Raw genomic sequence first — 19,888 nt, 5'->3', positions numbered from 1 at the left:
AACATGATCACACAGGAAACACAGAAAATAACTGAAAAAAATGAACAACAAAAGAAAAAAAGATTACTGGCGCTTCTTTTATTATTGCTTGCGTTCGTTGCGATTGGTTGGTATTGGTATGTCAATAACCAACCAACGCAGATTTTGTCGGACGATTTTCCAGAAATCAAACATGCGGAAAAAATGACAGGCGACCAATTGAAAAAATATGCCAATCAAGCGGTAGACGACAGTAATGTAACTATCAATGTGTATCCAGAAGTCAGTGTCAATGCGGATGGGAAAACGGGCAATATCTGGATCCAAAACTTGCCGACCAATCGCTATGGGCAACAAGCCATATTGTCTATGAAGGATTCTAAAGAAACATTATATGAAACAGGCTTATTGGAGCCAGGATATGAAGTAACCGAATTGACATTAGCAAAAGAGTTGACGACAGGCACGCATCCAGGAGTAGTGGAATTAGAGTTTTATGATTTAGAAAATAAAAAGCTTATGGGTAAAACGACGGTTGACGTGACCATCAATGTCAATCAATAAAGAGGGAATAAAGCAATCATGCTTTAGGATATAAAGACATAAATAAAGGAGAAAACAAAATGAAAGCAAAAAATATTCTAGCAACAGGTTTGATGTTCGGCACGATTTTAGCAGCAGGGGCAAGTGTTCAAGCTGATATTGTCATCAACGGAGATGATCAAACGATCGATAATTCATTAGGTGGATCGATCGATAAGACTGCAGATGTGGCGATCGATGGAACTTTAGGTTTTGATAACACAGATCCGGAGGCACCAGAACCAGGAAATCCAGATAAATGGTTGAATGTGACGTTACCTTTAAAAGCGGTCTTCTTCACTGAACCAGAAGACTATAAGACAATTCTAGGTGGAGAGCATACGATCACCAATCATTCAGGTCGTCCAGTAAAAATCACTCTAGGAAATTACGCAGTTTCATCTGGTGATATCTCAGCAATCGATCGGTTAACATTGGTTGGTAGTTTAGGAGACAGCAATCTTTTGATTGAAAATGGTTTGGTGAATTCAAACTTATCAGGCAATTTGATGACCTTAGCTTCACCGAATGCACGTCCTGGTGATTTAACAGGAGCAAGCACAGCGACGTTTACTTTTGAAGGAGATGTTGATACTGATGTTCTTGATTTTCCAACGGATAAAGGATCAATCTCAATTGCAAGTACGTTGACATTGAATATTGAAGCGCTAGATGAAGCTGGAGATCCTTATCCATAGTTCAAATTGTGAGGTGATTGGATGAAACAAAAAAAACAAACAATTCTTTGTTTGTTCATGGCTTTAAGTCTATTGATCGTTGGATTGCCACAAACGCACATAGAAGCTAGTTCTAATACCATTGAAGTCACTGGAGAACTAGAGTTTGATTCAAATGCGACACAAGAAACAAGTCCCACAAAGCCGAACACCGATGATCCGAAAGAATCAGTGACACCAAGCGCACCGCCTAAAAAGAACGTTTTACCACCATTGGGAGAACAAATACAAGTATTGTACGTTTTGACAGGTGTGATTTTGATTTTGATCGTTCTTGTTAGTTATCAAATTATTCGTGACAAGCGACGAAATCCAAAAAAAATGGGTAAAATCATTGTGAACTATTCATCGAAGAAATAAATGAAAAGCCGTAGATTGAAGGATCTACGGCTTTTTTAATGAAAAAAATAGCTTTAAAACAACAGAATCAACATTTTCGCAAATCAGAATTATTTGTTAAAAAAATCACTTGACTTAGAGTTCGGTTCAAGGTGTATGATTAAGCAGAAATAAAGGAGGGAAATTCATGTTATTAAAACAAATAAAAGGTCCTCAAGATCTAAAGCAATTGAAGCAAGAAGAGCTTCAACAAGTAGTAGAGGAAGCACGTGCCGCGTTATTGCAAAAAATCAGCCAATATGGTGGACATAATGGCCCCAATCTAGGCGTTGTTGAAATGACGGTAGCGCTACATTATGTGTTCGATTCACCAAAAGATCAATTTGTTTTTGATGTCTCACACCAAACCTATGTGCATAAAATGTTGACAGGAAGAGCGCAAGCGTTTTTGGACCAAGCGCATTATCAGGCAGTCTCAGGTTACACGAACCCATTAGAGAGTGAACATGATCTCTTTACGATCGGACATACATCGACTTCATTGTCTTTAGCAAATGGTCTAGCTAAGGCGAGAGATTTAAAAAACGAAACAAATAATGTCGTTGCAGTGATTGGTGATGGGTCTTTATCGGGTGGTTTAGCCTATGAAGGTTTGAATAATATTTCAGAACTAGGCACGAATACGATCATTATCGTCAATGACAATGACCAGTCGATCGCAGAAAATCATGGGGGACTTTACAAAAATCTCAAAGAGTTAAGGGAAACGAATGGTCAGGCAGCGAACAATTTCTTTAAAGCATTAGGACTTGATTATCGTTATCTTGACGCAGGCAATGATTTAGCTGCTTTGATCGCATTATTCGAAGAAGTAAAAAATCAACAAGCGCCGGTTGTCCTGCATATCCATACCATCAAAGGAAAAGGGTTCTCTTTTGCAGAAGAAAATCGCGAAAAGTTCCATGCGGGTGGGCCGTTTAGTCTCGAAACAGGTGAGTATCTGCGATCGAAAGGAGCAGATACCTATAGCAGTCTAACCACAGACTTCTTATTGCGCAAAATGGCGGAAGATCCAACAGTTGTGGCAGTAAATGCAGGCACACCAATGATTTTATTTTCACCGGAACAACGTCAACAAGTCGGCGCACAATTTGTTGATGTAGGGATTGCCGAAGAACATGCGGCGACGATGACTGCTGGTTTAGCTAAAGGCGGAGTAAAACCTGTATGGGCAGTCCATTCACCATTTTTACAAAGAAGTTATGATCAAATTTCTCATGACTTAGCGTTGAATCGTTTATCAGGTACGATCCTCGTGACACTTGCTTCTGTAAACGGAATGAATGATGAAAGTCATTTAGGGATCTTTGATATTCCATTTTTGAGTCATATCCCAAATCTAGTCTACTTAGCCCCAACTACGAAAGAAGAATACTTAGCGATGCTTGAATGGTCGATCGATCAAACGGATCGATTAGTGGCAATCCGCGTACCAGTCGGCCCAATCACTTCTTCTGGTGAAGTAGATCGAACAGATTACAGTCAGTTATATAAGAACAAAGTCATCCAAAAAGGCGAAAAAGTAGCAATCATGGGTGTAGGTAATTTTTATGGTTTGGCAGAAGAAGTTGCTGTTGAATTGAAGAAACATCTCCAACTAACTGCTACAGTGATCAATCCAGCGTTCATCTCTGGTTTAGATACTGAATTACTGGATGAACTTAAAGAAACGCACGATATAGTAGTAACGCTTGAAGATGGTCTCTTGGAAGGTGGGTACGGTCAAATGGTCGCTGGCTATTTAGGAGATGCAGCGATTCGTGTACAAACTTACGGCTTAGATAAAGCTTTTCATGATCGCTATGAAGCATCAGAACTATTAGCGGAAAATGGGCTGACAGTAGAGAATATCGTGAAAAATATTAAAGAAACACTTGCCGAACAACGATAATCAAGTCGAAGAAGTGCTTATTTATGGAGAACGATTTGGAACGAAGTGAGCTTACACTTGAACCAAATTTACATCAAATAGATAAATAAAATGATCTAATAAGTAATCACTGAAACAGTGGTCTGCTTTCAATGCTGAGGATAGCGCATTGAAGCAAGCCACTGTTTTTTTATAGAAATACTTATCTGAAAATGATTAGAAAATTTACACAAAAAATATATATTCCTACAAATAATTTACTTAAAGTTAATCAGAAGTAAAAAGTGATTTTCTACAATTAGCAGTATAGAAAGAACAAAGGAGTGAACGCATGTTAAAGCTAGATGGTATTAGTAAGACGTTTAATCATCATGAAGTGTTAAAAGAAATCAATGTATCGATCGCTAAAGGTGAGATCGTTTCGATACTCGGTGCCTCGGGTTCAGGAAAAACAACTTTATTGAATATCATCCTTGGATTGGAGCAACCAACAAATGGTCAACTACTTTATGATGGCGAAGATATCACAAAACAGGTCATGGAAAAACGACCATTTAATATTGTCTTTCAGGACTATGCTTTATTCCCTAACCTAAGTGCCTATGAAAACTTGGTGTACGGGTTGAGAAAACAAAAAAATATCACTTCTAAAGAAGAATTGCAAGAATTGATCGATCTATTGGATTTGAATGATCATTTGGATAAACGCATCCACCAACTATCTGGCGGGCAAAAACAACGGGTGGCATTAGGTCGGACTCTGGTGATGAAACCCCAAGTATTGTTACTTGATGAGCCCTTAAGTGCATTGGACGGTGTCATCAAAGAATCGATCAAAGAACGTATCCAATTGATTGCTAAAAAACTGAACTTAACGACGATCATCGTTACGCATGATCCAGAAGAGGCATTGACCCTTTCTGATAAAATCATGGTTTTGAAAGATGGCCGAATCGCACAATACAGTACACCAAAAGAAATCGTGACGAATACGATGGAACCCTTTGTACAGGCATTTATTGTCGATCAGCTAATAATCAAACGACGTAATATTGAACGGATCTTTACTCAAGCAACCGGCGTAGTTCATGAAAAAGTGGTTCGCTTCTCATGAGAAAGATGAAAATAGAAGCACTACTGCCAGCGTTCATCTTATTTGGTTTTGTCCTCGTATTGTTTTATCCCTTAGCGAATGTTTTGAAAGAAGCGTTGACTGTTGAAGGCGGCTTTTCCTTTGAGCTGTTCCTAGAACTAGCAAGGAACTTCGATTGGCTAAATGCGTTAAGTAATAGTTTGCTTATTGCTGGGATCACAGCACTTTTTGCTACCTTTCTTGGCTTTTGGTTTGCTTACGGGATGCACTTTACGAATCTACCTAAGGGGTTCAAGTGGGTGATTGAGAAATGCTTTATGTTGCCAATGTTATTGCCGACCATCACATACGGGTTTGTGTTGATCTATTCATTTGGCCGTCAAGGATTGTGGACACGTCTATTCGGTCAAGAATTGTTTTCGATCTATGGAAAATCAGGTGTGATCTTAGGATTACTGATCTATACGATCCCAGTGACTTTCTTATTGATGAATGACGCCATGAATTATTTGGATAAACGCTATTTGACGGTATCGAGATTGATGGGAGACGGATTTTTTAGAGGATTGAAAATCACGATCCTGCAACCTTTGGGCAAAACATTTGGTGTTGCTTTCGTCCAAGCCTTTTTCATGAGTTTTACGGATTTTGGTATACCTGTAGCGGTGGGGGGCCGAGAACCGTTTATCACGACTTTATTGTATGAGTACTTTATGGGTTCGATCCCAGACTTTAATCGAGGAGCCGTCATTGCATTGATCATGTTAGTTCCTTCGATCATTAGCATTCTGTTTTTGCGTAAGATCCAAAAAAATGATCATGCAACCCCCGGGACAAATACGTCAGTAAAAAGCAACCCTGTCAGAGATTTATTCTTTGGCGTAGGACTGACAGTTGGTGGTTTATTTATTTTAGGAGTCTTCCTCGTGATGTTTCTTCTTCCTTTTGTAGAAGGGTGGCCCTTTGATATGACTTTTACTACACGCCATATCGAAGCGTTCCTACAAACGTCTGATTTAAGAAGAACGTTGAATACAGGGATATTCGTTGCCCTATGGACAGCGTTGTTTGGAACGGTTATTGCTTATTTGGCAGCCATTTTTACCGCTAGATCCGCAAAACAAAATGTGATCCTGAAAATGATTGATAGTCTTGCTTCTGTCACGAATTCGATTCCAGGAATGGTTTTAGGGATTGCCTATTTGCTGGTGTTTAGCGGAACAACTCTTCAAAGTACGATCAGTATTTTGGTGATTGCCAACATGGTGCATTATTTTGCAACCCCTTATCAGTTAGCGAAAAGTGCCTTATTAAAAATGAATCCCAACTGGGAAAACACAGCGAAGATGATGGGGGATAGTTGGCTTGATACAGTGGTTCGCATCATTCTTCCAAATTCAAAGCGGACGATCGTAGAAATGGCTTGTTACTATTTTACAAATTCGATGGTTACGATCAGTGCAGTGGTGTTTTTGACAAGTGCCCGAACGATGGTGATCACGACCAAAATCAAAGAATTACAACATTTCGGCAGATTCACTGAGATCTTTATCCTATCCATCTTATTATTGTTGATCAATTTAACCGCAAGAATACTTGCGCAATCTATCATGAGGAGATTTGAAGCAAATGAAAAAATTAGTCAAAAAAGGGTTCATTTATCTGTCCTTCGCCAGCGCTTTAGGAATTTTAGGGGCGTGTAGTACGTCAAACGCAAGTGAGAATGCCAACGGTAACGAAGAGAAAGTCATCATCTACACGAATGCAGATGAAGAGCCGGTTCAAATCATCAAAGATGTTCTTGATTCGAATGGATTTGAAAACCAATACTTGCTACAATCCTTCGGCACTTCGGAATTGAGCGGAAAGCTTTGGGCGGAAGGCACAGATATTGAAGCGGATCTAGTGACAATGAGTACGTTCTATTTGGATGGTGTCCAAGAAAATGAACCGATATTCAAAGAATTGGCATTAGAAGTCCAACCAATCGATGATCTGCCAAATTACCAAGCACCGATGACGACACAAGAAGGGGTCATTTTCTATAATACTCAAGCAATGGAAGAAGCAGACTTGCCTATACCGACAAGTTTAGCTGATCTAGCTGATCCAATCTATGAAGGACAATTAGCGATTTCTGATATCAACCATTCCTCAACAGCTTGGTTGTTGTTCCAAGGATTGATTGATCAATATGGGGAGACGGAAGCGCAAACGATTTTAGCCGATATTTATGACAATGCAGGCGACCATATTGAAGCGTCTGGTTCGGGTCCGTTGAAAAAAGTCCGCGTCGGTGAAGTGGCGTTAGGTTTTGGGTTACGTCATCAAGCAATCAAAGATAAAAAAGAAGGATTGCCGATCGATTTTGTGGAACCAAGTGAAGGAACATATGCTTTAACAGAATCACTCGCAGTGATCGATAAAGGAGAAGCGACAAATCCTTTAGCCGAAGAAATGTTGAATGTGATCCTTAAAGAAGGTCGGGCAGATTTATTACAATTCTACCCAAGTAAACTTTATGAAACAGATGATCTAGCGGGGGTTGAAACCGCCAAAAATCAAAAAGTTTTCCCGGAAGCATTAACCCCAGATCTGCTAAAAAAACATGCCAGTCTAGTTGAATAGGAGAAAGAAAATGAGTGGAAAAACAAAGGTGATCGAACATTATGAAAAAGAAATCAATCACAGTAAAATCAATTATAAATTACTGACACCAGGTCCTCTGACCACGAGTCGTACAGTGAAAGAAGCAATGCTTGTCGATCATTGTACATGGGATGATGATTTTAAAGTCATCACTCAGGCGATTCGACAACGATTGCTTGATCTTGCTGGTGTCTCCAATGAGGCTTATACAGCTGTTTTGATGCAAGGAAGTGGCAGCTTTGCAGTTGAATCTGTGTTAAGTTCAGTTGTTGGCGCGACCGATCGTTTACTGATCTGTACAAATGGTGCTTATGGCGAACGGATGGTGCAAATGGCTCAATACCATGGCATTGATCATGTGATTTATCAAGTGGCTGAAAATGAAACACCACAAGCTGAAAAAATCGAGGAACTATTAGCGTTGCATCCTGGTATTACTGCACTTGCAATGATCCACAGTGAAACGACTTCTGGTATTTTGAATCCTTTAGAAGAGATTTCAGCAGTGACAAAGAAACACAAATTATGTTTTATCGTCGATGCGATGTCAAGCTTTGGCGGCATTCCGATCCCTGTTGGCGCGTTAGAAATCGATTTTCTTGTTTCGAGTGCAAATAAATGTATCCAAGGAGTACCTGGATTTGGCTTTGTGATTTGTCAAAAAGAGCTACTAAAAAAAAGTGCCGGACAAGCACGCACGTTGAGCATGGATCTGTATGATCAATTTCGTGTGATGGATGTAGACGGGAAATGGCGTTTCACTTCACCAACCCATACTGTTCTCGCATTTTGGCAAGCGCTAGAAGAGTTGGCGGAAGAAGGTGGTATCGATGCTCGCTATGACAGATATCAGATGAACAATGAGCGTTTGCGTGAACGAATGGCAGAAATTGGGTTTGAAGCCTATGTTAGTGAGAATCAGGGACCTTTCATCACGTCATTCAAATATCCTGAGAATATCCAATTCGAATTCCAAGCATTTTATGACTATTTAAAAGCACATGGCTACGCGATCTATCCTGGGAAAATCAGTGATACTGATTGCTTCCGGATTGGGAATATTGGTGAAATCTATCTGGAAGATATCGAAAAAGTAGCTGGGTTGATCCAGCAATATATGGAGGAGCGAAAAAATGATTAATGTGGTCATCTTAGATTGGGCAGGAACAGCAGTCGATTTTGGTTGTATGGCACCGGTGGCGGCGTTTCGCGAAGCATTCAAACATCAAGGGATCACTGTGACAGAACGAGAAATCAGAGAGCCGATGGGAATGAAAAAAATCGAGCATATCCAAATGATGCTAGAAATGCCTCGTATTGCTGAAAGTTGGTTAGAAACTCACGGACGTCAGCCTGAAACTACTGATATCGAGGCAATCTATGAAACATTTGAAGAAGTATTGTTCCAGCAATTGGCAAATCATGCAGAAGTGAAACCGGGTGTACTTGACACCGTCGCAACTTTACGTAAGCGAGGAACCAAAATCGGCAGTACGACTGGTTATACGAGTGAAATGATGGCAATCGTTGTTGCGAAGGCGAAAGAACAAGGGTATCAGCCAGATCACATCGTCACACCAGATGAAGTAGACGGCAAAGGGCGTCCCTCTCCAGAGATGTTATTAACGAACTTGAATTATTTTAAACAGGAAAATAGACAAGAAGTGTTAAAACTAGGAGATACGATCTCTGATATACTTGAAGGGAAGAATGCAGGAGTTCTTTCTGTGGGCGTAATTGAAGGAAGTTCACAAGCTGGTTATTCCTTTGACACGTATCAGCAATTGGCGGCTGCTGAAAAAGAAAAACTTTTTGCACGGGTGCGGCAAGAATTTTTAGAAGCTGGCGCAGATTATGTGATCGATCGGTTTTCTGATTTGCCAAGACTCATTGAAACAATTGAAGAGAAGCAAGCTGTTATGAATTGAATCAATCAACCATCAAGAGGTCGAGACCGAAATGTTTAGCCTTGAAAAATAAGGCGCTAGCCGCGAAAATTGTTCTTCCAATTTTTGTGGCTGGCGCCTTATTTTTTTCGAAGAGGTTACTTCTGTTCCTGCCATCTATTCGGTTTTAGGTGGTAAAGAATTAGTGGCCCACTTATTTTACGAAAAAAACAGCAGAATATTGCAAAAAAATGCAAAATAGCGTATCTTAGATAAAAGGAGTGAGCGTCATGTTGAAGGAAGAACGCATCCAACGTATTAAAACAATGATTGATCAAGAAAAAAGTGCTTCGATCGAAGATTTAGCAGATCGCTTAGAGGTGTCTAAAGATACGATTCGTCGGGACTTGATCCAGTTAGCAAAAAAGCGCCAAATCAAACGGACCCATGGCGGTGCTTTAGCGATTCAAAAAGAAGCAACGATCTTTGATTATGAGCAACGGTCAACGATCCTGAATGATGTGAAAAAACAAATGGCTGAGCAGGCGCTTGAAATAATGGCAGATCCTTCCTCGATCATCTTTGATTCTTCGACCACAGTGGAAGCAGTGATCAGAGAACTACCGGACAAAAGAATCCATGCGGTCACCAATTCTTTATCTCACGCTTTATTACTAGCTAATCATCCGAAAACAGCTATTTCCTTATTACCTGGTAGATTACACAAAGAACAGTTGTTTTTATTTGGAACGGAAACAGTGGAACAGTTGAAAAATTATCAAGCAGACTACACACTACTTGGAGTATTTGCGTTGACAAGCGAAGGACTGTTCATCCATACAGAGGAAGAAGGCTTAGTGAAACGTCAGATGATCCAACAAGGACGCAGAGTGATCGCACTAGCGGATCATACAAAACTAGATAAAACTGGTTTTTATAAAGTCTGCGACTTATCAGCGATTGATTATTTGATCACGGATCAAAAGCCTCCAAAAGCATTAGCCAAAGCACTGACTGAGAACCATGTAGAACTCATAGAAGCGAGGAAGAATGAATGAAAAAAGAAAACATCCAGTTAACAACTATACCAAAACCAGCGATTTTTCCAGATGTTCCCCCTGTCTTTTTGACAGAGGACACAATCACCGAACGGATCAACAAAACGATCAAACGCATGAAAGACGAAGCGATAGATCTGTTGGTGATATATGCAGATAAAGAGCATGGTGGCAATTTTGAATATTTTACAGGCTTTATCCCGCGGTTTGAAGAAGGGTTACTAGTGTTAGATCAATCGGGCAAATTCACGATGATCCTTGGGAATGAGAATCTAAAGATGAATGCCCATGCGCGGATCACTGCGGATTTGATCCATTATCCAGCATTTTCTTTACCGAATCAACCAATGGACCATGAACAAAACCTGTCAGCTATTTTTGCATCACTAAAGGTGGCAGATAGAAAGAAAATCGGGTTAGTCGGCTGGAAGTTGTTTACGTCTATGACACAAAACAATCGCCAATTGTTCGATGTACCATTTTTTATCGTAGATGCGCTAAAACAAGCAATCACTGCGGAAACTGCTATCGTCAATGGCACTCATCTATTGATTGGTGAGGAAGGGGCGCGTGTCACGAACAATGCAAATGAAATTGCACACTACGAATATGGGGCAAATCTTGCTTCGTCTTGCATGCTACGTGCATTAGATGCCATTGAGCTTGGTGTGAAAGAATCCGAGATCGGAGAGTTGTTGCACGGACAAGGACAAGCGAATACAGTGATCACGATTGCTGCAACTGGACGCCGTTTTGAATTTGCGAATCTTTATCCAACAGCAAAAACGATCCAATTCGGTGATCCGCTGTCATTGACGACAGGCTTCAAAGGTGGCTTATCCAGTCGTACAGGATTTGTGATCGAAGAAGAAGCTCAACTGCCAGTAGAACAAGCTGATTATCTGGATCGAGTAGCAAAACCTTATTATGCAGCTATCGTCAGCTGGCTAGAAGCTATCCATATCGGAATGAAAGGGGCTGATCTCTATCAGTTGATTGAAACAGTCTTGCCACAAGCGACCTATCACTGGCATTTGAATCCAGGACACTTGACGGCGGATGAAGAATGGTTAGCCTCGCCCATTTATTCTGGTTCGCAAGAAATCATCAAGAGTGGTATGATCTTCCAGTTAGATATTATTCCTTCTGTATCAGGATATACTGGAGTAAGTGCAGAAGAATGTGTGGCACTTGCAGATGAAGGATTGAGAAATGAACTGAAGGAGCAATATCCAGACATGTGGGAGCGGATCGTTAGACGTAAGCAATATTTAGCGGACGTCTTGAAGATTCATTTAAGTGAAGAATTGCTGCCTTTATCAAACACTGTCGGTTATCTCCGTCCGTTCTTTTTAGCCAAAGAAAAGGCATTTTGTGTAGATTCAGTTGAATAAGCAACCTCCCTTCTTAACGATCGAGTAATCTGGTTGAGAGGGGATTTTTTTATTTAAGTGCAAAAGAGTATTCTCGTTGGGCCTCCTTTATTGTATAATATGTAAACGATTTCTTTTTGTGGAGGTAAAGATGAAAAAGGTTTTATTGATTGATAATGGACGTAAATATTTTTCGAAAGAACAATTGATCCAGATCATAAAAAAAGCAAGACAATGTCGATACACGGCGATTTCTTTTGCGCTGGGAAATAACGGATTACGCTTTTTACTGGATGACATGACGCTGACTGTCAAAGGAAAAACTTATTCCAGTCAATCAGTCAAAGAAGCATTGATTGCAGGAACAAAACAGTACTATGATGATCCTAATGGTACTTATTTGACGGAAACAGAAATGACAGAGTTAGCTAGTGTGGCTAAGGCAGAAAACATGGAAGTGATCCCGCTTATAAATACCCCTGGCCATATGGACGCGATTCTAACAGGAATGCAACAATTAGGCATCGAACATCCTTGTTATCAAACGTCGATTCGAACACTTGATTTGGATAATCAAGAAGCGGTCGCTTTCACGAAAGCACTACTTGAAAAATATGTGAGCTACTTCTCAACGATCACTAATTCTTTCAATATAGGTTGCGATGAATTTGCCAATGATTTAACTGATGGCGGGTGGCGAGGACTCCAGCAGTCTGGGAAGTATCGCGATTTTGTCACTTATACCAATCAATTGGCTGAACTGGTCAAAACCTATGGGATGATTCCGATCGTATTTAACGACGGCATCTACTACGAGGAAAAAGAACAATTTGGTCGATTCAATCAAGACTTAGTGATTGCCTATTGGACAGCAGGGTGGGACAACTATCACGTCAGTTCTGCCGAATTTTTACTTGATCAAGGGCATCAACTGGTGAATACGAACGATCACTGGTATTGGGTCATCGGTCGAAAAACAAGCGAACAAGGACATTACTCCTTTGATACAGCAAAAAACGCACTAGCGACAATTTCGACATCCACTGTAGTCAGCAATACCGAATTACCAGTGATGGGTAGTATGGTCGGTGTTTGGGCAGATGAGCCACAAGCAGAGTTTGTACTAGCCGATCTGTTTGAACTACTAGTAACAACTGTAAAACAATAGTCAAAACAAAAAAACTGTCATTCGATGGCGCACGTAGTTGCCCGTTGAAAATCAGTTTTTTTGTTATTTTTAATTGTTTAAAATGAGTGGCCATTCATTTGAAGGTATTTTCATTCGTTTTTTTATTGACAGTAATTCGCTACTAGCGTATATTATATTTTATAAATCGTAATCATTACTATTTGAAACTTGAGTGGTTTGATCGAAGCTGAAAATAGGGCAACGATTGAATGACTAAAAAAGAGTGAGAGAAGGAGAAAACATGCGCCAAAACATTACATTAGAATGCAAAGAAACGGGTGAGCGAATCTATCTGACGAGTAAAAACAAAAGAAATACACCGGAACGATTAACGTTAAAGAAATATTCGCCAAAGTTAAGAAAGAAAATGCTATTTACAGAAGTAAAATAAGGTGAAATGAATGTTCTAGAAAATGGGGGGATAAAATGGAGAAGCAAGACCTTTCAAGCGCATATAGACGATTGAAAAGCCCGAATATCAAAACACGAAAACGTGCGCTCAAACTCATCCAACAATCAAAAAGATCGAAGAATAAACACTAATAGTAGTAATATCAATGGTTTCAATATAACTCCTTTTTTTGCTATATAACGATGATAAAAAACGTGTTATACTATTCAAAAATAAAGGGGGCGAAACCAATCGATATCAAGTATACCTATGCAACGATCAAGGATCTACCGCGAATTGTTGACATTTATAATCAGTCTATCGCATCGAAAAAAGCAACGGCGGATCTGGAACCGATAACGGTTGACTCGAGGGTCCCTTGGTTTGAGGCGCATCATGCTGATTCTAGACCGCTTTGGGTAATGCGTCATGGCGATCATATCGTCGGTTGGATCAGCCTTAGTGATTTTTATGGTCGGCCTGCGTATCAACAGACAGCGGAAATCAGTATTTATCTAGACCCAGTGACACGTGGTCATCATTTAGGTAAGGCCGCGCTTGCCTTTGTGGAAACTCAACTACATCGTTTAAAAATCCAGACAGTGCTTGCATTTGTTTTTGATGTGAATCAGGCAAGTAAAAAGTTATTTCTCAAAAATGGATATGCCGTTTGGGGACATTTGCCAAAAGTTGCCAATATGGGCAATCAAGAAAATGACCTGATCATTCTAGGAAAAAAATATCAAAAGCAATAAAAAAGATGTACTTTTTGTCCATGTGACAAAAATGTATGTCTTTTTTTTGCTTCTTACTACACAAATGACTCATTAAGTGCTAGACTAATAGATGAAACAGGTGTGAATATCTGTATTAATATTATTTCTATTTATAATGTAATGATCATGTAAATAGCGTTGAAAAGGAAGATGTCTCATGTTGCTTAAGGAAAAACAAGGTGTAGAAACTGTATCAGAAGAAGTAATTAAAGAAAAACAAGGTTCAACAACTGTAGTAGAAAGTTTAATCAATCATCAAGTTGATTACGTATTCGGTATTCCAGGAGCGAAAATCGATGGAGTATTCAATGAATTAGAAGATCATGGTCCAGAGTTGATCGTGACGCGTCATGAGCAAAACGCTGCCTTTATGGCGCAAGCAATTGGTCGTATTACTGGAGAACCAGGTGTGGTGATTGCGACAAGTGGGCCTGGTGCGAGTAATCTAGCAACCGGACTAGTCACAGCGACAGCAGAAGGTGATCCTGTGTTGGCAATCGCAGGGCAAGTAAAACGAAGTGATTTATTAAAATTAACACATCAAAGCATGAACAATGCTGCATTGTTTGAACCAATCACAAAATATAGTGCAGAGATCCAAGATCCTGAAACAATTTCAGAAATTATCGCTAATGCCTATCGAATGGCAAAGAGTTCGAAAAAAGGCGCTAGTTTTATCAGTATCCCTCAAGATGTGGTAGATGCACCAGTCAAAAGTGAGGTCATCAAACCATTACAAGATCCTAAATTAGGCTCAGCATCTTCAGGAGATATCGACTATCTGGTTGAACGGATTCGTGAAGCGAAGTTACCTGTATTGTTAGTTGGAATGCGTGGATCAAGTAAAGATGAAACAGCAGCCATTCGTCAACTTGTTGAAAAAACAGGATTGCCTGTGGTAGAAACTTTCCAAGCAGCCGGTGTCATTTCTCGTCAATTAGAAGACCACTTTTTTGGTCGAGTAGGTCTATTCCGCAATCAACCAGGAGATATGCTGTTAAAACGGAGTGATTTAGTGATTGCGATTGGTTATGATCCAATCGAATATGAAGCGAGAAACTGGAATGCTGAAAAAGATGCTAGAATCATCGTCATTGATGAAACACCAGCTGAAATCGACAGTTTCATGCAACCAGAACGTGAACTAATCGGGGACATTTCTGCAACATTAGATTTACTGACAGAGTCGTTAGAAGAAACACAAGTATCGGCAGATGCGCAAGAATATTTAAATACGTTGCAAGAAAAGTTGAAGGCACGAGATATTTGTGAAACCAGTAGTGAAGACGGGATCTTACATCCGTTAGAGGTGATCAATACACTGCAATCGAAAGTAACGGACGACATGACTGTGACGGTTGATGTCGGTAGTCATTACATTTGGATGGCCCGTCACTTTAGAAGTTATGAAGCGCGTCATTTGCTATTCAGTAATGGCATGCAAACATTAGGAGTCGCACTTCCTTGGGCGATCTCTGCTGCACTAGTTCGTCCAAATACGCAAGTAATCTCTGTATCAGGAGACGGTGGCTTCTTATTTTCTGCCCAAGACTTAGAAACAGCTGTGCGTAAAAAATTGAAGATCATTCATTTGATTTGGAATGATGGTCGTTATAATATGGTCGAGTTTCAAGAAATCATGAAATATGATCGAGCATCAGGGGTTGATTTTGGTCCAGTTGATTTTGTTCAATATGCCGAAGCTTTTGGGGCTAAAGGTCTGCGAGTAAGCAATGCAGAAGAATTGGCCTCTGCCTTAGAAGAAGGATTTGCTACAGAAGGACCAGTCATCATCGATATCCCGATTGACTATCGAGATAATGAAAAATTAGGTGAAACGATCTTACCAGACCAATTTTACTAAGGGGATGTTCAGATGACAGAGAAAGTATTATATCAACATGGTACATTAGGTGCGCTAATGGCGGGACTGATGGACGGTACAACTTCCATCGCGGAGATCTTAAAGTACGGTACACTAGGTCTTGGAACACTACATGGGTTAGACGGCGAAGTGATATTTTTAGACGGTGAAGCCTATCAAGGTAGATCAGATGGCGCATTGATCCATTTGTCCGGAGAAGAGTCCACTCCTTATGCGGCAATCACTGCATTTTCAGCGGATCGTTCATTTGCAGTCAAACATCTATCTAGCGAAGCATTAAAAGAACAAATCCTGAAGGACGAAGCAGGAAAAAATCTCTTTTTAGCAGTCAAGATCAGCGGTTTATTTAAAGATATGCATATCCGTATCATGCCAAAACAAGAAAAACCATATCGACGCTTAGCGAAGATCTCAGAATCCCAGCCAGAGTTTCATCGATCAGATATTCAAGGGACAATTGTTGGGTTTTATACACCGGAATTATTTCAAGGGGTGGCTGCTGCAGGCTTCCATTTACATTTTATTGACGATGAGAAAACATTTGGAGGGCATATCCTCGATTTTACTGTGTCGCAAGGAACAGTAGAAATCAGTCAAATAGAATCTTTGGTGCAACATTTTCCGACGAATGATCCGACTTTTATCCAAAATGAAATCGACTATGCAAATCTAGCTGCTGAAATCGAGCAAGCAGAATGATCTAGTCATTGAGAATCAAAAACAAATCATAGCGTTGCTCCTTGAATTAGGCTATAATTTTGGGCATAGAAGGAGTGATTTTGGATGTTATGGACAGAAAAAGAAAAAAGAGATGCTTATGAAATTTTGCTACTCCAACAAAAAGGACTTTTAGAAGCAGAAGACAACTGGTTGGCCAATTTAGCTAATTCCTCTGCATTATTGAATGAAACATTACCTCAAACAGTCTTTGCCGGCTATTATTTATATGATGGGCAAGAATTGATTTTAGGCCCCTTCCAAGGTAGAGTGTCATGTACCCGTATCAAAATGGGAAAAGGTGTTTGTGGCGAAGCAGCAGAAAAACAAAAAACATTGATCGTTGCGAACGTGAAAACCCATGAAAATTATATTTCATGTGATTCAGCCGCACAATCTGAAATCGTAGTACCTATGATCAAAGAAGGTCAATTGATCGGAGTACTTGATATCGATTGTGGTGTGACCGAGGGCTACGATGCTTTAGATCAAGAATTTTTGGAACAATATGTTGAGTTATTGTTAGGTGATTTTCCTGTAAATGTTATGAAATAAAGTGAAAAAGAGTTGAAAAAAGGTGTTTGATCACTTTTTTTCAACTTTTTTTTAGTTTATTGAATATTTTTGTTTTCATAATCTAATTTTAATGTTATTATCATTTTATAAAATATTAAAGAACCAAGAGGAGAATGAGTTATGACAAGCGAAACAATCGTTTTAGGACAAAAATATGTATGTCATCCAATCGGCATCAAAAATAAAGTAGTTGGAGAAGTAATCGGAAAATTAGAAAACTGTGTGATTATGAGTGTAGAGGAATATGATCGTACAGATCACTTAGATATTCTAGAGAAATGTGGGAAAGTTGTCGCAAAATATACAGATATCTTTGAGTTGAGTCCCGTTGAACAAGTCTTTCAGTCACCAACCAAGCTGTACACACAAGCAATGGTATCTTAAAGTGATGAATACGCCTATCGCCTAGCAGGAAGTCTGATTTAAATAAGCTATTGTTAATTATCAGACTTCCTTTAATTTGCATACATATATAGAAGCAATTGAACATTCATACATAATCGTTAAGAAATAGAATACTCGAATACAGACAGTTGAAGAAGAAGCAAGTTAAAAGGGAAAATAACTTTTAACTTGCTTCTTTTTCTTTTTACTTTACAAAAGGAAGTAAATGATTTATATTATTGACAAGTCAATAATTGATTAGTCAACGATAGTAGGAGGCAACATTATGGAGCTGAGAAAGTTAAGTCAATTGCTTTATCAGATAAAAATCATCAGTCAAGAAGGAACAGCTTTATTTGAAAAAGAAACTGGATTTAGTTTAACGAGGTACGAGATCTTGATGTTCTTACAAGAAAACGGGGAATGTTTGCAAAATAAGTTACAGAGCGATTTAAAAATCGATTTGGCAGCTATTTCACGTCATCTAAAGATATTAGAACAAAAAGGATATGTGATCAGAAAAAGAAATGAGAACAATAATCGTGAAGTATTCGTTTCTTTGTCCGATAAAGCAGTGAATGAATTGACCGAGTGTGAAAAAAAACATCAAGAATCAGATGACTCCCTGTGTGTTTCGCTATCAGATGAAGAAATCGATCAACTGACTAAATTACTAGATAAATTATACTAAAAATCAAAACGAAGAAAGAAGCGGTTAAGTAATGAATAAAACTCTAGCAAACAATGATTTTTCTGATATCGTCTTTGGCAGAAAATCAATCCGTGTGTACGACGAAAATGTGAAAATCCCTCATGAAGAAATGTTGGAAATGATCCAAGAAGCAACAACAGCACCATCTTCTGTGAATCTACAACCTTGGCGCTTTGTAGTAGTTGAAAGCGAAGAAGCAAAAGCGAAATTGAAACCATTGATCCGTTTCAACACAAAACAAAATGATACGTCATCTGCCATGGTCTTGATTTTTGGTGATATGAATTGCTATGAATACGGAGAAGAAATCTATGATCAAGCTGTGGAAGAAGGCAAAATGCCAGCAGAAGTTCGTGACGAACAATTAGCAGCGATCATTCCTTATTACAAAAATTTCACACGTGAACAAATGAATGACGTAGTGAAAATCGATTCAAGCTTAGCAGCTATGCAATTTATGTTAACTGCACGTAGCCATGGATATGATACAAATCCAATCGGCGGATTTGAAGCAGACCAATTAGCAGAAGCTTTCGATTTGGACAAAGAACGTTATGTCCCTGTAATGATCTTGTCAGTTGGTAAAGCAGTCGATCAAGGCTACGAATCTGTTCGTTTAGCTTCAGAAAAAATCACTTCTTTCAAATAGAAAGAAAAAGGAGACGGACGAATGATCATCATCAATGCAAAATTTACCATCAAAGAAGCAAAACGCGCTGAATTTTTAGAAGAAGCGACACAATTGATCGAAGCGACTAGAAAAGAAGATGGCTGCTTGAGTTATCAATTGTATGAGTCAACGGAACAAGTAAATGTCTTTGTGATGGTTGAAAACTGGCGTGACGAACAAGCAATCGAAGGACATAACCAAAGTCCATTGTTGCAACAATTGTTCAAGAACATGCCTGAATATGCAGAAAAAGAAACAGAATTGAATGTCGCAAAAACACTTGCTTAAAAGGATTTGCTGACACGTTCTTTTGCGATCGAAGCAGCTAAAGTAGAAAGAACGTCCACTTTAAGAGGGAGCAAGAAAAGTCTGATGTCTATTCATCCCTAAGACCTTTCTTGCTTCGCTCAAGAAGTGAAGCATCTACTCGAAAAGCAAACAACCATATTGAAAAAAAACGACATATATGGTATATTATGTAAGTATCTTGAAAATACCGTAACCCATTTTATTAAGGGGACGTTACGGATTCGACAGGCACAGTTCGAGCTTGAATTGCGTTTCGTAGGTTACGTCTACGCTAAAACGTTACAGTTAAATATAACTGCTAAAAACGAAAACAACTCTTACGCTTTAGCTGCCTAAAAACAGTTAGCGTAGATCCTCTCGGCATCGCCCATGTGCTCGAGTAAGGGTCCTAACTTTAGTGGGATACGTTTCAACTTTCCGTCTGTAAGTTGAAAAAGAGAACATCAGACTAGCGATACAGAATGCCTGTCACTCGGCAAGCTGTAAAGCGAACCTCTAAATGAGTTGACTATGAACGTAGATTTTTAAGTGGCGATGTGTTTGGACGCGGGTTCGACTCCCGCCGTCTCCATTCGGAGAAATCATATAAGTAGCAAAAACACTGTTGTACCAACGATTGTACAGTGTTCTTGCTACTTTTTTTTATTTCTGAC

General features: G+C 39.4%; 22 protein-coding genes and 1 other RNA gene. All 23 read left to right on the top strand.

Annotated elements, in window-relative coordinates; all coding sequences use genetic code 11:
- Positions 1 to 3: 3 nt before the first annotated feature.
- The 23 genes from IGJ39_RS09025 to ssrA all read left to right on the top strand — a co-directional run bounded on the left by IGJ39_RS09025 (position 4) and on the right by ssrA (position 19,809).
- On the top strand, positions 4 to 543 hold the full coding sequence (locus tag IGJ39_RS09025; RefSeq protein WP_065096004.1) for a hypothetical protein: 540 nt from the start codon (positions 4 to 6) through the stop codon (positions 541 to 543).
- A gap of 59 nt (positions 544 to 602) precedes the next feature.
- Positions 603 to 1,259 carry a hypothetical protein gene (locus tag IGJ39_RS09020; protein WP_065096003.1) on the top strand — a complete coding sequence of 219 codons (657 nt, stop codon included), beginning with the start codon at positions 603 to 605 and terminating at the stop codon, positions 1,257 to 1,259.
- A 21-nt stretch (positions 1,260 to 1,280) separates the two neighbouring features.
- Entirely contained in the window at positions 1,281 to 1,658 is a 378-nt protein-coding gene (locus IGJ39_RS09015) for a hypothetical protein (protein ID WP_066025237.1), read from the top strand.
- Positions 1,659 to 1,824: 166 nt separating this feature from the next.
- On the top strand, positions 1,825 to 3,588 hold the full coding sequence (locus tag IGJ39_RS09010; protein WP_195339539.1) for a 1-deoxy-D-xylulose-5-phosphate synthase: 1,764 nt from the start codon (positions 1,825 to 1,827) through the stop codon (positions 3,586 to 3,588).
- A 310-nt stretch (positions 3,589 to 3,898) separates the two neighbouring features.
- On the top strand, positions 3,899 to 4,681 hold the full coding sequence (locus IGJ39_RS09005) for an ABC transporter ATP-binding protein (RefSeq protein ID WP_104776718.1): 783 nt from the start codon (positions 3,899 to 3,901) through the stop codon (positions 4,679 to 4,681).
- Positions 4,678 to 6,363, top strand: coding sequence for an ABC transporter permease subunit (locus tag IGJ39_RS09000; RefSeq protein WP_019724216.1), 1,686 nt, complete (start codon positions 4,678 to 4,680; stop codon positions 6,361 to 6,363). The genes IGJ39_RS09005 and IGJ39_RS09000 overlap by 4 nt, the downstream gene beginning before the upstream one ends.
- On the top strand, positions 6,290 to 7,288 hold the full coding sequence (locus tag IGJ39_RS08995) for an extracellular solute-binding protein (protein ID WP_104776716.1): 999 nt from the start codon (positions 6,290 to 6,292) through the stop codon (positions 7,286 to 7,288). The genes IGJ39_RS09000 and IGJ39_RS08995 overlap by 74 nt, the downstream gene beginning before the upstream one ends.
- Positions 7,289 to 7,298: 10 nt before the next feature.
- Complete coding sequence (phnW, locus tag IGJ39_RS08990; RefSeq protein WP_019724450.1) at positions 7,299 to 8,450, top strand: 2-aminoethylphosphonate--pyruvate transaminase; 1,152 nt, start codon at positions 7,299 to 7,301, stop codon at positions 8,448 to 8,450.
- A complete protein-coding gene (phnX, locus tag IGJ39_RS08985; RefSeq protein ID WP_019724449.1) occupies positions 8,443 to 9,237 on the top strand; it encodes a phosphonoacetaldehyde hydrolase in 795 nt (264 codons plus the stop codon). Before phnW ends, phnX begins: the two co-directional genes overlap by 8 nt.
- Positions 9,238 to 9,485: 248 nt before the next feature.
- The gene (locus tag IGJ39_RS08980; RefSeq protein ID WP_029594167.1) at positions 9,486 to 10,253 is read left to right on the top strand and encodes a DeoR/GlpR family DNA-binding transcription regulator; all 768 of its coding nucleotides are present in this window, start codon (positions 9,486 to 9,488) and stop codon (positions 10,251 to 10,253) included.
- Positions 10,250 to 11,647, top strand: coding sequence for an aminopeptidase P family protein (locus tag IGJ39_RS08975; RefSeq protein WP_019723929.1), 1,398 nt, complete (start codon positions 10,250 to 10,252; stop codon positions 11,645 to 11,647). The genes IGJ39_RS08980 and IGJ39_RS08975 overlap by 4 nt, the downstream gene beginning before the upstream one ends.
- A gap of 130 nt (positions 11,648 to 11,777) precedes the next feature.
- On the top strand, positions 11,778 to 12,794 hold the full coding sequence (locus IGJ39_RS08970; protein WP_019723930.1) for a family 20 glycosylhydrolase: 1,017 nt from the start codon (positions 11,778 to 11,780) through the stop codon (positions 12,792 to 12,794).
- Positions 12,795 to 13,056: 262 nt separating this feature from the next.
- Complete coding sequence (gene rpmG / locus IGJ39_RS08965) at positions 13,057 to 13,206, top strand: 50S ribosomal protein L33 (RefSeq protein WP_010735066.1); 150 nt, start codon at positions 13,057 to 13,059, stop codon at positions 13,204 to 13,206.
- A 35-nt stretch (positions 13,207 to 13,241) separates the two neighbouring features.
- Positions 13,242 to 13,358, top strand: coding sequence for a putative metal homeostasis protein (locus IGJ39_RS08960; RefSeq protein ID WP_141687160.1), 117 nt, complete (start codon positions 13,242 to 13,244; stop codon positions 13,356 to 13,358).
- A 51-nt stretch (positions 13,359 to 13,409) separates the two neighbouring features.
- Entirely contained in the window at positions 13,410 to 13,961 is a 552-nt protein-coding gene (locus IGJ39_RS08955) for a GNAT family N-acetyltransferase (protein WP_065095993.1), read from the top strand.
- A 178-nt stretch (positions 13,962 to 14,139) separates the two neighbouring features.
- Positions 14,140 to 15,846, top strand: a complete 1,707-nt coding sequence (gene alsS / locus IGJ39_RS08950; RefSeq protein ID WP_195339540.1) for an acetolactate synthase AlsS — start codon at positions 14,140 to 14,142, stop codon at positions 15,844 to 15,846.
- A 12-nt stretch (positions 15,847 to 15,858) separates the two neighbouring features.
- On the top strand, positions 15,859 to 16,566 hold the full coding sequence (gene budA / locus IGJ39_RS08945; RefSeq protein WP_065095992.1) for an acetolactate decarboxylase: 708 nt from the start codon (positions 15,859 to 15,861) through the stop codon (positions 16,564 to 16,566).
- Positions 16,567 to 16,650: 84 nt separating this feature from the next.
- Positions 16,651 to 17,139: a GAF domain-containing protein gene (locus IGJ39_RS08940; protein ID WP_065095991.1), complete on the top strand. Its 489-nt coding sequence runs from the start codon at positions 16,651 to 16,653 to the stop codon at positions 17,137 to 17,139.
- Between the two features lie 141 nt (positions 17,140 to 17,280).
- Positions 17,281 to 17,544 carry a hypothetical protein gene (locus IGJ39_RS08935; RefSeq protein ID WP_066025247.1) on the top strand — a complete coding sequence of 88 codons (264 nt, stop codon included), beginning with the start codon at positions 17,281 to 17,283 and terminating at the stop codon, positions 17,542 to 17,544.
- A 286-nt stretch (positions 17,545 to 17,830) separates the two neighbouring features.
- Positions 17,831 to 18,235: a MarR family winged helix-turn-helix transcriptional regulator gene (locus tag IGJ39_RS08930; protein ID WP_195339541.1), complete on the top strand. Its 405-nt coding sequence runs from the start codon at positions 17,831 to 17,833 to the stop codon at positions 18,233 to 18,235.
- Positions 18,236 to 18,266: 31 nt separating this feature from the next.
- Complete coding sequence (locus IGJ39_RS08925; RefSeq protein ID WP_010735080.1) at positions 18,267 to 18,905, top strand: nitroreductase family protein; 639 nt, start codon at positions 18,267 to 18,269, stop codon at positions 18,903 to 18,905.
- Between the two features lie 21 nt (positions 18,906 to 18,926).
- Positions 18,927 to 19,214 carry a putative quinol monooxygenase gene (locus IGJ39_RS08920; RefSeq protein WP_023519920.1) on the top strand — a complete coding sequence of 96 codons (288 nt, stop codon included), beginning with the start codon at positions 18,927 to 18,929 and terminating at the stop codon, positions 19,212 to 19,214.
- Between the two features lie 227 nt (positions 19,215 to 19,441).
- Positions 19,442 to 19,809: a transfer-messenger RNA gene (ssrA, locus tag IGJ39_RS08915) on the top strand.
- Positions 19,810 to 19,888 lie beyond the last annotated feature (79 nt).

Source organism: Enterococcus sp. AZ140 (assembly GCF_051714405.1).
GTDB lineage: Bacteria > Bacillota > Bacilli > Lactobacillales > Enterococcaceae > Enterococcus_B > Enterococcus_B pernyi.
The sequence above is the reverse complement of the archived record's forward strand: the minus strand, read 5'-3'. Positions and strand labels throughout refer to the sequence as shown.